Source organism: Kitasatospora sp. NPDC057738, from assembly GCF_042798815.1.
GTDB classification, from domain to species: domain Bacteria; phylum Actinomycetota; class Actinomycetes; order Streptomycetales; family Streptomycetaceae; genus Kitasatospora; species Kitasatospora lactacystinica.
In genome coordinates, this window is the sequence record NZ_JBHVJT010000091.1 from 10000 (window position 1) to 24147 (window position 14148).

The following is a 14148-nucleotide window of genomic DNA, read 5'->3' on the forward strand; positions in this document are numbered from 1 at the left end:
GCCTGTCTCCTGGGCCTCCGTTTCCTGCCCTCCCCATTCGCACTGGCACGGTCCCCATACCGTGGGGAACACGCCCCCCGCTGCCGGTGGCCGCCGCCATCGGGCGAGGACGGCGGCGGCGAGCAGCGGCACGTGGTCACGACCGGGCGCTGCGCACCGCGGTGAACGCGTTCGTGGACGCGGTGAGCCTGCACGACGACATCGTGTCCTGCGACCGCGGGGTCGAGGAGGGAACGGTCGGGAACAACGCCGCGGAGGTGAGCGGTGTGGCCCTCGGGATCGACCGGTGCGCCGCCGCGGGCGTCGTCAACGCCCCGCTGACCGCGCGGAGTTCGTGCTCTGCCCGCAGGAGGCCCTGGCCGGCCCGTGCCGCCGGCACGAGCCGACCGGCCGCTTCGACCGGACGACCCTGTGCCGTCCCTGGCTCCCGCGCCGCCCGCAACCCCCGTGCCGGCCCTGGCTCCCGTGACACCGGGCCCGCCCGGTGCGCCGTCGGACCGCGCCGCCACCGGGACCCGGTCCCCCCTGAGCGCCCCCCTGAGCGCCCCCTTGGGCGTCCTGCCGGGCACGCCGCCGGCCGTGCCGTTCCCGCTCCCGGCCCCCGGGCGCTCGGGCCGGTGGGAGGGTGGGCGGGGTTCAGGAGGAGGAGGCGGCGGCCGGTTCCGCGAGCCTGGCCAGTGCCTCCTCGGCGCTGGCGGTTTCGAGGGCCACCGTGGGCGGCCGGTCGGGCGAGGCCTGGGTGTGGACGAGGTAGCGGCCTTCGGGGACGAGGGCGATGGCGTGGGCCAGGACCTCGCCGTCGCCGAGCCACCACCGGGGCCCTGTGCCGAAGCGCAGCGACGCATGGCTGGTGAAGGGGTAGTAGCGGCTCAGCGGGGTGTTTCTCGCGGCGAGGACCAGGTCCTCGAGGATGGGCGGGACCCAGGACCGGCCGGGAACGCGGCAGTACTCGTCCTGGTCCGCCGCGGCCCGGAGCCGGAAGTCCCACGCCTGGCTCGGAGGATCGCCCATGCGCCGATTGTGTCGTGGCCGTCCGGCTTCCCCGAAGGCGGTGCCGTGGCGGCCCGGCCGCGGGTGCGGGCCGGTGCGGGGCGCGAACGCGCGGCCGGCACGGCGGCGTTCGGCCGTGCGCCGCCACCACCCGGACCGTCCCGACGCGGCCGGCACCGCCCTCGCCTCTCGCTGCTGCCCCGGCGCCGGGTGCCGGGGGCTACAGCTGCTCGAAGTGGAAGGAGCGGATGAAGCAGTCGCGGGGCTGGCCGATCGCGAACAGGACGCAGTCGAGGACGGACCGGGCGCTCAGCGGGTCGTCCGCGCTGCGGGGGGCGTGGTCCCAGTCGGGGTGGAGCGGGTCGCCGTCCGTGAAGTCCGGCGGGTAGAGGGAGATGACCCGGATGCCCTCGGGGCGCAGCCGGTGGGACAGGACGTCGGCGAAGCCGGCCTGGGCGGCCTTGGCGGCGTAGAACGCGGGGTGGGCCTCGGAGCGGTGGTTGCGGGTCTCGGCGGCCGAGGAGACCAGGTTGACGACGTCGGCGTGCTCGGAGGCGCGCAGCAGGGGCAGGAAGTGTTTGACGGTCAGCAGGGTGCCGGTGGCCGCGGAGGCGACGGTGTCGGTGATCGCCTCGTCGTCGGCGTCCCACAGGTCGGGGCCGTGCAGGTAGCGGGCGCCGTTGTTGATCAGCACGTCCACCCGGTCGGTGCGGGCGGCGACGGCCTGCGCGAAGTCCCGTACGGTGGCGGGGTCGGCCAGGTCGCAGGCGAACGCGTCCACGTGCGCGCCGCTGTCGGCCGTCACCTCGCGGGCGGTGCCGTGGGCGGCGGCGAGCGTGCGGGCGGAGAGGAACAGGCGCGCGCCGCTGCGGCCGGCGTGCAGGGCCAGGGCCCTGCCGAAGCCGCGTCCGGCTCCGGTGACCACCACGTTCTTCCCGGCGAGATCCATGCGTGCTTCTCCTTCGACCGTCCTGTGCCGGTCGTGTCACGGTGAGGGCGGCCGCGGCGTCGACGCCACCGGCCCCCTTCCCTCGGCCGCTGCGCGGGCGGGGGCGGGGAGGTCCGCCGCGCCACGTCCCGGGGCGGGCGGCCGGGCGGGCCGGGGGGTGCGGGCCGGGGGGTGGGTGTGCGGCGGCCCGCCGCCGTCCCTGCCCGCCGCCTTCGGGGCGGGGGAGGGGCGGGGCGGGCCGTCACGGACGCGGTCCGCGGACTGCGGGGCGGCACCGGGGATGTGCGGTGCCGGGCGGGTCAGTTGAGGACGGCGAGCGCGGCCTCGTAGTTCGGCTCGTCGGCGATCTCCGCGACCAGCTCGGTGTGCAGGACGGTGTCGTTCTCGTCCAGGACGACGACGGCGCGGGCGGTCAGGCCGGCCAGCGGGCCGTCGGCGATCGCCACGCCGTACACGTCGTGGAAGTCCCGCCCGCGCAGAGTGGAGAGGGTCTTGACGTTCTCCAGGCCCTCGGCGCCGCAGAACCGGGCCTGCGCGAACGGCAGGTCGGCCGACACGCACAGCACCACGGTGTTGTCCAGCGAACCGGCCTTGGCGTTGAACGTGCGCACCGAGGTCGCGCAGGTGGGGGTGTCGATGCTGGGGAAGATGTTCAGGACCTTGCGCTTGCCCGCGAAGTCCTTCAGGGACACGTCCGCGAGCCCCTCGCCGACCAGCGTGAACCCGGGAGCCTGGCTGCCGGCGGCGGGCAGCGCGCCACCGACCTGCACCGGGTTCCCCTTCATCGTGACCTGAGCCATGAAAAGCCTCCTACCAGCGGTGTGTACGGGATGCAACGCCGCCGATCCTACTGCCCGCCCCGGACCCCGCCAGGGGGCGGCCACCGACCGGACCCCCGACCCCGGCCCCGGGGCGTGGTGGGGCCCGTCGGTGGGGTGCGGGCCGTGTTCGAGTACCACGGCCGGATCGAGGTCGCGCACAGCGCCGCCACCGACGACGAGGACGGCGAGGACCGGCTGCGGGAGATCACCGAGGACCTCGCACGGCGGATCCGGGAGATCGCCGGCCCCTACCTGCTGGACCCGAGGTGGATGAACGGCGAGCCGTTCGTCCACCTCGCGGGCTTCACCGACCACCGTGACGAGCGGATCCCGTCCTTCTTCCGGGAGGTCGGGACACGGGCACCGGGCTCGTACGGCCTGCTGCACGTGCGCGCCGACGAGGACCCCGGGCACGAGAACGAGGTGCGCGTCACCAGGATGGTCCGCGGACGGGCGGCCGAGGGCCCCGAGCCGCTGCTGTCGCCCTGCGTCCCGGTCCTGGAGGACCCGTTCCACGTCTGAGCGCACCCGCGGACCGCGGCGCGACACCGGTGGGCCGCGGCGAGCCACGGCGTCCCGGCGCCCCCCCCGCGCGGGCGACCTCGGGCAACGCCCGCCCCCGCACGGGCGGGGGCGGCCCGGATGCGCACGCCGGTCCGGCACCGAAGGCGCCCGCCCGGCCGTAACCCGCCCGCGGCCTGCGGCAGTTGGCGGCTGCGCCCCGGGGCGGCGCCGGGGTGCGCGGGGGTCCGGCCCCGGCTGCGCCGCGCGGTGGGCGACCACCGGCCGGGCCGGTGGGGGCGCCGGTGGGGGCGCCGGTGGTGGGGCCGTGGCCGAGGTCCGGGGTGGCGGGGCCGGTGGGGGTGCGGTGCCAGGTGGTCCCGTAGATGGGGCCGGGCGTCCGTCGTCGGCGACCGGGCGCGGGACCGGCTGTGCCGTCACGGGGCTCGCGGGCGCGGGGGAGCGGGCCCGGCGGTGTCGTCGTCCGTGTCCGCCGTCGTGGCAGGGCGTTCCGCCGCCGCGTACCCGGCTTTCCCCGGTCCGGCCCCGCCCCGTCCGGCAGTCCGGTCGCCCGTGCGGGGCCGGGGCGGACGGTGACCCCCCATCACCCCCGGCCCCGGCCCCGGCCCCGGCCCAAGCCCGGGCCCTGTCCCGGGCTTGGGGGTCAGGCGCCGTCGGTCCCGGGGACGGTGAAGGGCACCCCGGTCAGTTCCTGCGACACCTCCCACAGCCGCCGTCCCACCGCCTCGTCCTGCGCGCGGGGCGCGGGCGAGGTGAGCGCGGGCGTTCCGCGCAGTTCGCCGAGGCCGCTCGGCCCGTACAGTTCCCCGCCGCGCACCTGCGGCGCGGTCGCCGCGTGCAGCTGGGCCAGCGCCCCGCGGGCGGGGGACTGCGCGAGCGGGCGCAGCAGGTGTCCGAACAGCAGCCGCACCCCGGCGACGGTGCCGGCGCGGGGCAGGGCGGTGGCGGCGTAGCCGGGGTGGGCGAGCACGCTGCGCACGGGGCTGCGGGCGGCGTTCAGGCGGCGGTGCAGTTCGAGGGCGAAGACGGCGTTGGCGAGTTTGGACTGGTTGTAGTGGCCCATGGGGGAGTAGGCGTGTTCGCCGTTCAGGTCGTCGAAGTCGATGCGGGCGCGGCGGTGGTTGGCGGAGGTGACGGTGACCACGCGGGGGTCGCGGCCGCGGGCGAGCAGGTCGATGAGGTGGGCGGTGAGGGCGAAGTGGCCGAGGTGGTTGACGGCGAGCTGGAGTTCGTGGCCGTGGGGGGTGAGGGTGCGCGGGGGTGCCATGACGCCGGCGTTGTTGACCAGGACGTCGGGGTGGACGCCGTCGTCGCGCAGGCGCCGGGCGAAGGCGTGCACGCTGTCGGGGTCGGCGAGGTCCAGGCGGCGTACGTCCAGGCGGGCGCCGCTGTGTTCGGCGCGCAGGTGGGCGGTGGCGCGGTGGCCCTTGGCCTCGTCGCGTACGGCGAGGACGACGTGGGCGCCGCGGCGGGCGAGGGCGGTGGTGGTGGCCAGGCCCAGGCCGCCGGCGGCGCCGGTGACGACGAACACCCGCCCGCTGAGGTCCGGGGCGGGGTCGGGGGTCCGGTTGCTCGGTGTCATACGGCTCACGCTGCCCTGCATGTCACCAAGTGTCAAGACTGACGTTCAATGACGTGAATGGCGTGGGGGCTAGGATGGGGCGGTGACCTCCCGACCCGCCGCCACCCTGGCCCAGCGCAAGCGCCAGCTCGTCGCCGACGAGCTGACCCGCGCGGCCCTGGACCTGCTGGCCGGCGGCGGGTTCGACGCCGTCACGGTGGACGAGATCGCCACCGCCGCGGGGGTGTCCAAGCGCACCTTCTTCCGCTACTTCGCGTCCAAGGAGGACGTGGTCGTCCAGTTCCTGGCCGCGCTCGGCACCGCCATGCGCGAGGAACTGGCCGCCCGCCCGGCCGGGGAGAGGCCCTCGGTCGCGCTGCGGCACGCGGTGTGGCGCTGCGTGGAGGACTGCGCCGGGCACGAGGAACGCGCCCGCAGGGTGGTGCGGCTGATCCTCACCACCCCCTCCCTGCTCGCCCGCTTCCTGGAACGCCAGGCGCAGTGGCGCGACGAGCTCGCCGCGCAGCTCGCCGAGCGCCTGGGCCTGGACGCCGCGCGCGAGCTGTACCCGCGGCTGGCCGCGGACATGGCGCTGGCGGCCTTCCACACCGTCCTGCAGCGCTGGAGCACCGCCGACGCCGAAGCCGACAACGGTGAGGACGGCGACGACGGTGAGGGCGCGGGCGGGGACGGCGGCGGGGTGGACATCGCGGTGCTGACGGAGAACTGTTTCGCCGTCATCGCCCCGGCCCTGGACGCCGTCGTGCGCACCCCCGCCCCCGGCGGGGCCCCCGCCACGGCCTGAGCCCGCCACCCGTCACCCCGGCCCCGGGGGACGGACCGGGCAGGGACCGGGGAGGGTCGGGGGAGGGGCCGGGCGGGGAGGGAGGCGCGGTAGCGCGGGAACCCCCTACGATGCGGGGCATGGAGACCACGGCGGAACTCGTCCACCTGGAGCGGACGCTGGTCGACTTCGGGGACTTCGGCTTCGAGGGGAACCGGCACGCCTTCCGGTGGGTCGACATCAAGCGCTTCGGGCCGGTCGCCGGGGTGCACGACCGGGACGTGCTGGCCGCGCTGATCGCGCACCCGCAGTTCCGGGACACCTACGACGGGGCCGGGGCCCGGGACTGGCCGCGGCACGGGCAGTGGTGGGTGGAGCGGATCACGCCCGACAGCTACGCGCCCGTGCCGGCGCAGGCGGCGGTCGACCTCGTCGAGGCGTGGACGCAGCAGCACGGCCCGGTGCCGCCGGCGCTGCTCGCGCGGCTGGAGCGGGAGGTCCACGCCCCCGCCCGCCGGGCCCACGCCCGCTACCTGCTCGTGCACCCTCCCGAGGACGCCCGCCACGACTACGGCCCCGTCCACACCGACTTCCACGAACTCGTCCTCGTCGACCGCGCCGCGGACACCGTCACCCTCCTGGTCGCCGCCGACGACTGACCCGCCCCCGGTGCCCCGCCCCCGGACGCCCCCGGCGCCCGGCGCCCGGCGCCCGGCGCCCGGAAAGGCGCCCGCCCCGCGGCGCCCGCGGGGGGATCCGCGGGCGCGACGGGGCGAGGGGCACCGGTCCGTCACCGCGACGGTGCGGCCACCGGCCCGGCAGGCCGGGTCAGTTGAGGACCAGGACGTCGGTGCGCATCGTCAGCGGGCTGTTCCAGCCGATACTGATCTTGAAGGTCACCACCCCGTTGCCGGGGGCGATGCTCGACACCTGGAAGGGCGCGGCACCGACGAACCGGTTCCCGTTGGAATCGGTCTCGGAGGCCGTGATGACCACCGTCGAGTCGATCCCGATCACGTTCCACGGGATCTGCAGGTTGAACGTCCCGTTGCCCGGACCCCACATCACCCAGCCCCGCCACACGGCACCGACGTTGCCGCCGACGTCCGCGAGGTGCTGCTCCCCGCCGGCGGACTGCAGGGCGCCCGTGATCTGCGGGACCTGGGAGGCGGTGGGTTCGCTTGCGGCCATGACGGCTCTCCTCGCGCCGGGAGGGCCCCCCACGAGCCCTCCGGATACCCAGAGTGTCCGACGCTGTGCACAGCGTCACAATCGCTCGTGGGGGTGAATCACCGGCGCGCCGCCGCACCACCCGCGCCGCCGTGGTCCAGGGTCGCACGCCACCCGGCGCGCACCCACCCCGCCCGCCCGTCCCGCCCTCCGGCCCGCTCTCCGGCCCCGGCCGCCGTTCCGGCCCGTCCGCCCCGCCGTCCGGCCCGGGGGCCCGCCTTGACACCTCAAGGTCGTATCCAGAATATTAGATACGTCCGGCGAGGGGCCGGGCGACGGGAAGGAGGGTGTGCGGTGGAGCTGGACCCGCTGGCCGTGCACAAGGCGCTCGCCAACCCGGCGCGCGCGGACTTCCTGCGCTGGCTCAAGACGCCCGAGCGCTACTTCGACGAGCCGTACTACCGCGAGCGCGGCGTCGGCTTCCACATCGGCGTGTGCGTCACCGACATCCAGGAACGCTCGGGGCTGTCCCAGTCGGTGGTCTCCGGCTACCTCCAGATCCTGCGCGAGGCCGGACTGCTGGTGTCCGAGCGCGTCGGCAAGTGGACCTTCTACCGGCGCAACGAGGAGACCATCGCCGCCTTCGCCGCCTACGCGCGCGACGAACTCTGACACCCACGCACAACACCCACACACAACACCCACGCGTACACACCCACCCACGCCCACACCCACGTGTGCGCGCACATGCACGCGCACGCGTGCGGACGTGCGCACCGCACTCCCCTCCGTGCAGGGGCGCCAGGTCGGCGCCCCTTTTCTTCGCCCTTACGTATCCAACTATCTAGATTTGTGTATCCATTGGAGGCTGTCGTGCACCGCACCGCTCCCGCCCCAAACGCCCTGGCCGTCCCGGTCCTGGCCCTGGGCGTGTTCGGCATCATCACCACCGAGATGGGCGTCGTCGGCGTCCTGCCCGCCCTGGCCGAACGCCTGCACGTGGCCCCCGCCACCGCCGGATGGCTCGTCGGCGCCTTCGCCCTCACCGTCGCCGCCACCGGCCCCGCCGGCGTCCTGCTCGCCTCGCGCCTGCGCCGAAAGACCGTACTGGCCACGGCACTTGCCGTCTTCGCCGGCTCCAATGCGCTCTACGCGCTCAGCGACTCCTTCCCCCTCGTCCTCGCCCTGCGGATCCTGCCCGCCCTGTTCCACCCCGTCTTCTTCGCCCTCGCCCTCACCGCCGCCACCCGCCTCGCCGCACCCGGAAGAGCCGCGCGCGCCGCCACCACCGTCTTCGCCGGCGTCAGCGCCGGCTTCGCGTTCGGCGTCCCCCTCACCTCCTACCTCGCCGACCACCTCTGCCTGCCCGCCGCGTTCTGGAGCGCCGCCGCCCTCAACCTGATCGCCTGCGCCGGCGTCCTCGCCTTCTTCCCCGACCTGCCCGACACCCGACGCCCCACCTACGCCGGCCAGCTGCGCATCCTGCGCCGGGGCCGGCTGTGGCTGGCCGTCGCCGCCGTCACCCTGGTGTTCGCCGCGATGTTCAGCGGCTACGGCTACATCGCCGAATACCTCCAGAACGTCACCGGCCTCGACGCCTCCCTCACCGGCCCCGCCCTGATGGCCTTCGGCGTCGTCATGACCGCCGGCAACCTCGTCTTCGGCCGCCTGCTGGAACGCGCCCCCCTGCGCACCGTCACCGCCTACCCGATCCTCTACCTCGCCCTCTACCTCCTCCTCGACGCCGCCGGCCCCCACCCCGCCGCCATGCTCGCCACCGTCCTGCTCTGGGGCGCCGTCCACTCCGGCGGCCTGGCCGTGACCCAGGCCTGGCTCGCCCGCGACGCCACCGACGCCCCCGAGTTCGGCAACAGCCTCTTCATCTCCTTCTCCAACCTCGGCATCACCCTGGGCACCACCCTCGGCGGAGCCGTCGTCACCACCGCCGGCCCCCGCCACCTGCCCCTGGCCGGCGCCGCCCTCGCCGCGGCCGCCCTCACCGCCGTCCTCCTGCGCCGCCGCCTCGACCCCGGCCAGAACCGCCAGGACCGCCAGGACCGCCAGGAGCGGCCGGAGCGGCCGGAGCGGGCACACCCCGCCCCGACCCCCTGACCCGCACCCGCACCCGCACCGGCCCCGAGAAGCGCCCGCCACACCCCCTGACCCACCGTCGGCCCCAGCCCCGGCCGGCCCCGGAGACCATCGGCCACACGCTGCGCCCCGCCGATCCCGTGCGGGGCGCGGCGCGTGCGCCCTCCCGGCGCGCTGCCCCCGGGAGGGCGGCGCGGGGCCGCGGGTCCCTGCGGGTCGTGCGGGATGCCGCGCCTGTATCGGGCAGGTGTTCTGGGTTCAGGCACAGACTCCGTGAAAGTGATCAGCAGGCCGTCACGGTCTGTGTGCGCGTGAGAGCGGGAGTCTCGCAGACCCTCCCGGTTCCCGCACGAACGGGGGCGCTACCTTGCCACCATGTGCATCTCGACCAGTGAGGCCGCGTTCTCCGGCACGATCGTGTACTGCGGTCGCCGGCACCACCCCGTGCACGGCCTCATTCATGTCCTGGGCTACCAGAACACCGCCGTCAACCTCGCCGGTGGTCCGAACGCGCTGCTGCTGCACCTGCCCACCGAGCAGCTCACCCCGGGGCACTTCCTCTCCGTCGGACGCAGTGGCGACGTCCTGGAGCGCATGGTTGCCGCCGTTCGACCCGTCTCCGTCGCAGTCGACGAGATCGCGTGGATGAGCGCGGAGCCGGAGGCCGTCCAGGTCTTCGAGTACGACGTCTACACGGTGCTCCTGGCCGCTGACCCCACCGCGATCCCAGCCGCACTGCAGCAGGTGCCGGCACACCGGCGTCCATCCCTCGACCCGGACCTCCTGCGCTTCTACACCGACCACTTCCCCGACCACACCATCGCCCTCTGCTGCTTCGACAACGCAGACGCACAGCGCGCCAAACCCGTGCTGCTGTGGTACTCGCCCCTCGACCCCGACAGGCTGACCGTGCCCGCGCTGGACAGCCACACCGGAGCAGTACCCGATCTCGACGCTGTCGTCCCCGTCGATCACTGGGTCCTGCTGTCCACCGACCGGGCTCCCTCCGACTGGGGCGATACCGTTGACCACCCCGAGGGCATGCGCCACAGCCTGCGCTCCTTCCTCCCCGCCGCTGTCGTGGGCCAGTACTACGGAGGAGCAGACGCCCTGCTCAACGGAGACTTCACCATCAGCCACCGCGACCTCCTCGCCGGCGACCTCGACCGCATCGAGCGCTGCCGGCCAACCCGCCGCTGACCCCGGGCACGGCAGCGCTCTCGGTCCGCACATCAGCGCGCGCTGAGCAGCCGCTGCAGGACAGACGTCCGGCCGCCGTAGCGGCAGGTCGGCCCGTCTGTCTGTTCGACGAAGGTCACCCGCCGACACTCGTGGTTGTCGCAGAACAGTCGACGGACCGACAGTTCGACCACATCGCCTCGGCCGCCGCACGGCGCGTCCGCCAGCCGTCGACCGCACCGGCTGCGCACCCGGCCGGATCGTGCCCCGCGGCCGGGACACGGCACGAGCACGTCCTCCGGTGTCGATGCGTCGATCACCACGAGGCCGTCCCGTACCTCCATGCACTCGACCCGCATACCCGCGAGATGCGGAAGCAGAAGGGATGTCTCCTCACACGCGGTCAGCGTCCACCCTGAGATGACAGAACGCCACCGGCGCGCGGACGAACGATCGACTTCACGAAATCCGTGCCTGTATCGGGCAGGTGTTGTGAGGGCCGGTCGGGCGGCGGGATCGGGAGCTCCTGGTTCGGACACCGGGATCGGGAGCCGCCCCGGGGCGAGGGCGCGACACGCCGCGTTCGGAGGACGGTGATCGGCCGCTCCGGCTGGCCGCTGTCGGGCCGTGGCCCTTGATCGCGGTCATGCCGGAAGGCCGGGGCGGCTCTGCCGCGCGAGTTGCTGTTCGAGAGGCGACACGGGGAAGTTGTGGCGCGGCGGGGCGCTGCGGACGCTGACGCGGGGCGCGTCACCTCGTCGGTGACGGACAGTGCCGGCAGCGGCGTCCGCTTCCACGGGCACGACGAGTGCGGCGGCGCACGGTTCGGGACCGGCCCCCGGGGGGCCTGCGTGCCGTCGTGGACCAACGGGAGGATCGCCTTCCCCGCGCCGCCCCGCCCGCTCTCCCTGTGCCGCGCCGCCGGGGCGTCCGTGCGGGGGCGGTCGGGGGGTGGTCAGCCGGTGGCGCGGGCCTGGGCGGTGGTGACGGTGTCGCCGTGGTCGGCGGCCCAGGCGCCGAGGGCGGTGAGGGGGGCGAGCAGGGTGCGGCCCAGGGGTGTCAGGGCGTAGTCGACGTGCGGGGGAGTGCCGGGGCGGGGGAGGCGTTCGACGAGGCCGGCGTCGCGCAGGCGGTGCAGGCACTGGTTGAGGACCTTGGGGCTGATACCGCCGATGCGCCGCACCAGTTGGTGCGGGCGCACCGGGCCGTGGCGCAGCGCCCACAGGACGACCGGGTCCCAGGTGTGGGCGAGCAGGTCGAAGGCGAGGCGGGCGGGGCAGTCGGCGAGAAGTTCCTGGTGGTCGGTCATGTACCGGATGGTGCCCGATCCGGCGCCTACTGTCGTGGCGAGGGCCGTACGGGCCGCAGGGGACAGGGGAGTTGTGGCATGAGGATCGGGATCGTCGGTACCGGGGCGATGGCGCGGGCGCTGGGCGGCGCGTGGGTGCGGGCCGGGCACGAGGTGCTGGTGGGCGGGCGCGACGCGGGCCGGGCGGCCGGTGCGGCGGGGGACGCGGGCGGTGCCCGGTGGGGCGGGGTCGGGCAGGCGGTGGCGCACGGGCGGGACGCGGTGCTGCTGGCCGTCCCGCACCGGGCCGCGCCCGCCGTGGCCGGCGCGCACGCGCGGGAGCTGGCGGGGCGCACCGTGGTGGACTGCTCCAACCCGGTGGGCGAGGGGTTCGCCCTGGCCACCGGACGGGGGCCCTCGGCGGCCGAGCGGATCGCGGCCGCCGCCCCCGGGGCGCGGGTGGTCAAGGCGTTCAACCTCTGCCACGCGAGCGTGTGGGACCTGCGCCCGCCGGTCTTCGACGGGCGGGCGCTGGCGGTGCCGCTGTGCGGGGACGACGAGGGGGCGCTGGCCACCGTCGCGGCCCTGGTGCGGGACACGGGCTGCGAGCCGCTGACGGCCGGGCCGCTGGAGCGCGCCCACCTGCTGGAGGCGACGGCGGCGCTGCTGATCGGCCTGTGGGTGGGCCAGGGCGCCGACGCCCAGGCCATCGCCCCGCCGCTCGCCCACGCCGGCCCCCACGCCTGACCGCCCCGCCCACGCCTGCGGCCCCCGCACCCGCCCGAACCACCCGGCCCCGCTCCGCCCGGCCCCGCTCCGCCCGGGCCGCGCCGTGCCGTGCCGCGGCCCGCACGCCGGGCGGGCGGTGTCCCGCGGCCCGAACCGTCCGGGGCCCTCTCAGGCGTAGCGGTCGAACAGGCCCTGCAGGTAGTCCTCCAGGCGCCCGGTCAGCACGGCGGGTGTCAGGTCGGTGCGGCCCAGTTCCCGCCAGGGCTCGGCGACCTTCTGCGCGTCGGGGGCGAAGGCGAGGGCGTCCAGCAGCCGCCAGTACAGGTGCGCGCGGCCCTCGGCGAGTTCGCGGCCGCCGGCGGCGGTGTAGCGGTCGGCGAAGGCCAGGCCCGCCGCGGGGCCGTGCAGCAGGGCCAGGGCGGTGGCGCAGTGGGCGACGTCCAGGTCGGCCGGGCCCCAGGAGGTCTCCACCCAGTCGACGACCCCGGCGACCGCGAGGCCGGTGCCCGTGCCGGTGAACAGCACGTTGCCGGGGTGGAAGTCGCGGTGCAGGAAGCAGGCGTGGTGCGCGGGCGCCTCGCCGCCGATCACCTCCACCGCCCGCTCCCACAAGCCGGTACGGGCGGTGCCGGCGGGCACGGCGACCCGGTCGGGGGCCGTCCACGCCTGCCAGGCGCGCGGCCGCTCCCGCTCGCCGACCGCCAGGGCGTGCACGGCGGCCAGTTGGGCCGCCAGCAGGTCGGCGCGGGCGGGCGCGTCGCCGTCCTCGGCCAGGCGCACGCTGCCGGGCAGGTGGGTCATCACCAGTGACGGGTGCTCGCACACCGCCCCCGCCGCGTCCACCGCGACCAGCCGCGCCGCCGGGACGGCGCTGCCCTCCAGCAGGCGCAGCACGGCGGCCTCGCGGGCCAGCAGCCCCGGGGCGTGGCGGCGGTAGAACGGTTTGACGAAGGAGCGCAGCACCAGCGCGTACGGGTCCGCGCCGCCGGGGCGTTCGACGTCCAGGCGGCGCATCCGCGAGGTCCAGCCGCCCTTGAGCGCGGTCACCGCGGTGACGCGTTCACCGGGCCCGAGGTGCTCCTGGACCCACCGGCGCGTGCCGTCCCGTCCCCGGCCGGGGTCGTCGCTGTCGATCATGGGCGGCAAGCCTACGCCCCGCCCCCGCCCGCCCCGCCCCACGGGGGGCCGGAGCCGACCGACGGACGCTCAACTCCCGTACCGTCGCCGCCCGGCCCGCCCTCACACCCCCGGCCCCGCGCACACCCCGCCCCCCTGCCCGGCCTCCGCGTCCGCGGCCGCCACCACCGCCGCCAGCAGCCCCGGGAACCGCCGCTCCAGCTCCTCGCTGCGCAGCGCGTTCATCTTGGTGGTGCCCACGTAGTACTGGCGCAGCAGCCCCGCCTCGCGCAGCACACCGAAGTGGTGGCTGGAGGTCGAACGCCCCACCGGCAGGTCGAAGGAACCGCAGCTCAGATCGGCTCCCGAGTGCGCGAGCGTGCGCACCACCGTCCTGCGGGCCGGATCAGCGAGCGCCTCCAGCACCTGCTGGACGCTCACGTCCTCCACACCAGGGTGCACGATCACCCGCGCCGCCACGCGTGCCCGTCCCACACCCACCACCCCTTCCCAACACTCGACCCCCGTCCGTTCGATGGCCAAAGACCGCGCCGTGTGCGCGACTTCACGTACACGACGCTACTATGCCCGACCCGGCCGCCACGCTCACCGCAACAGCCGCGCAACACGCCCCCGGGCCCGGGCGACCGGGCGCCGCGACCGCGCAACGGCCGCCGCGCCGCCCGGACACGGCGCCGGCACGGGAGGCACCGGCGACGGGCATCGCCGCAGGCCCCAAGCCCCCGGCGGAGCACGGCGGGGCACGGCGGGACACCGGCGGGCCGCGACCGGGCGCGGCCGGGCGGCACGCGCGCGCCCCGCCGGACGGGGGGACCGGCGGGGCGGCGGAACACGGCGGACACGGCGCACGGGCCGGGCGCGCCGGACGGACCGGACGGCGGCGGACAGCGCCGGACAGCGGCGGGCGGCGGAGGGAAGAAGGAGGGG

Annotated in this window: 16 protein-coding genes; 7 read left to right on the forward strand and 9 right to left on the reverse strand. The window is 75.9% G+C overall.

Annotated elements, in window-relative coordinates:
- Positions 1-636: 636 nt before the first annotated feature.
- The 3 genes from ACFVGO_RS34570 to tpx all read right to left on the reverse strand — a co-directional run bounded on the left by ACFVGO_RS34570 (position 637) and on the right by tpx (position 2739).
- A complete protein-coding gene (locus ACFVGO_RS34570; RefSeq protein WP_380636093.1) occupies positions 637-1011 on the reverse strand; it encodes a hypothetical protein in 375 nt (124 codons plus the stop codon).
- 199 nt (positions 1012-1210) lie between these two features.
- Positions 1211-1939, reverse strand: a complete 729-nt coding sequence (locus ACFVGO_RS34575; protein WP_380636095.1) for an SDR family oxidoreductase — start codon at positions 1937-1939, stop codon at positions 1211-1213.
- Positions 1940-2238: 299 nt separating this feature from the next.
- Positions 2239-2739 carry a thiol peroxidase gene (gene tpx, locus ACFVGO_RS34580; RefSeq protein ID WP_380355160.1) on the reverse strand — a complete coding sequence of 167 codons (501 nt, stop codon included), beginning with the start codon at positions 2737-2739 and terminating at the stop codon, positions 2239-2241.
- Between the two features lie 144 nt (positions 2740-2883).
- Here tpx and ACFVGO_RS34585 point away from each other — a divergent pair, with 144 nt between their 5' ends.
- A complete protein-coding gene (locus ACFVGO_RS34585; protein WP_380355157.1) occupies positions 2884-3282 on the forward strand; it encodes an Imm7 family immunity protein in 399 nt (132 codons plus the stop codon).
- 643 nt (positions 3283-3925) lie between these two features.
- Here ACFVGO_RS34585 and ACFVGO_RS34590 read toward each other — a convergent pair.
- Positions 3926-4864 (reverse strand): oxidoreductase, encoded by a 939-nt coding sequence (locus ACFVGO_RS34590; protein ID WP_359911953.1) that lies wholly within the window; start codon positions 4862-4864, stop codon positions 3926-3928.
- Positions 4865-4946: 82 nt separating this feature from the next.
- Between ACFVGO_RS34590 and ACFVGO_RS34595 the strand changes: the two genes are divergently transcribed.
- Complete coding sequence (locus ACFVGO_RS34595) at positions 4947-5648, forward strand: TetR family transcriptional regulator (protein ID WP_380636096.1); 702 nt, start codon at positions 4947-4949, stop codon at positions 5646-5648.
- Positions 5649-5767: 119 nt separating this feature from the next.
- Positions 5768-6286, forward strand: a complete 519-nt coding sequence (locus ACFVGO_RS34600; RefSeq protein WP_380636097.1) for a hypothetical protein — start codon at positions 5768-5770, stop codon at positions 6284-6286.
- A gap of 169 nt (positions 6287-6455) precedes the next feature.
- Here the strand turns inward: ACFVGO_RS34600 and ACFVGO_RS34605 are convergent, their stop codons facing one another.
- On the reverse strand, positions 6456-6818 hold the full coding sequence (locus tag ACFVGO_RS34605) for a hypothetical protein (protein WP_359911944.1): 363 nt from the start codon (positions 6816-6818) through the stop codon (positions 6456-6458).
- Positions 6819-7151: 333 nt separating this feature from the next.
- Here ACFVGO_RS34605 and ACFVGO_RS34610 point away from each other — a divergent pair, with 333 nt between their 5' ends.
- The 3 genes from ACFVGO_RS34610 to ACFVGO_RS34620 all read left to right on the forward strand — a co-directional run bounded on the left by ACFVGO_RS34610 (position 7152) and on the right by ACFVGO_RS34620 (position 10088).
- Positions 7152-7469, forward strand: coding sequence for a metalloregulator ArsR/SmtB family transcription factor (locus ACFVGO_RS34610; protein ID WP_359911941.1), 318 nt, complete (start codon positions 7152-7154; stop codon positions 7467-7469).
- A gap of 201 nt (positions 7470-7670) precedes the next feature.
- Entirely contained in the window at positions 7671-8909 is a 1239-nt protein-coding gene (locus ACFVGO_RS34615) for an MFS transporter (RefSeq protein WP_359911938.1), read from the forward strand.
- 354 nt (positions 8910-9263) lie between these two features.
- Positions 9264-10088 carry a hypothetical protein gene (locus tag ACFVGO_RS34620; protein ID WP_380636100.1) on the forward strand — a complete coding sequence of 275 codons (825 nt, stop codon included), beginning with the start codon at positions 9264-9266 and terminating at the stop codon, positions 10086-10088.
- A gap of 32 nt (positions 10089-10120) precedes the next feature.
- Here ACFVGO_RS34620 and ACFVGO_RS34625 read toward each other — a convergent pair whose 3' ends face one another.
- Both ACFVGO_RS34625 and ACFVGO_RS34630 read right to left on the reverse strand, forming a co-directional pair.
- Complete coding sequence (locus ACFVGO_RS34625; protein WP_380636102.1) at positions 10121-10390, reverse strand: hypothetical protein; 270 nt, start codon at positions 10388-10390, stop codon at positions 10121-10123.
- 632 nt (positions 10391-11022) lie between these two features.
- Positions 11023-11376 carry a winged helix-turn-helix transcriptional regulator gene (locus ACFVGO_RS34630; protein WP_380636104.1) on the reverse strand — a complete coding sequence of 118 codons (354 nt, stop codon included), beginning with the start codon at positions 11374-11376 and terminating at the stop codon, positions 11023-11025.
- A 78-nt stretch (positions 11377-11454) separates the two neighbouring features.
- Between ACFVGO_RS34630 and ACFVGO_RS34635 the strand changes: the two genes are divergently transcribed.
- Complete coding sequence (locus tag ACFVGO_RS34635) at positions 11455-12102, forward strand: NAD(P)-binding domain-containing protein (protein WP_359911926.1); 648 nt, start codon at positions 11455-11457, stop codon at positions 12100-12102.
- Between the two features lie 150 nt (positions 12103-12252).
- Here ACFVGO_RS34635 and ACFVGO_RS34640 read toward each other — a convergent pair whose 3' ends face one another.
- Together ACFVGO_RS34640 and ACFVGO_RS34645 are read right to left on the reverse strand one after the other, a co-directional pair.
- On the reverse strand, positions 12253-13221 hold the full coding sequence (locus tag ACFVGO_RS34640) for an aminoglycoside phosphotransferase family protein (RefSeq protein ID WP_359911923.1): 969 nt from the start codon (positions 13219-13221) through the stop codon (positions 12253-12255).
- A 102-nt stretch (positions 13222-13323) separates the two neighbouring features.
- On the reverse strand, positions 13324-13695 hold the full coding sequence (locus ACFVGO_RS34645; RefSeq protein ID WP_359911921.1) for a helix-turn-helix transcriptional regulator: 372 nt from the start codon (positions 13693-13695) through the stop codon (positions 13324-13326).
- Positions 13696-14148: the final 453 nt, after the last annotated feature.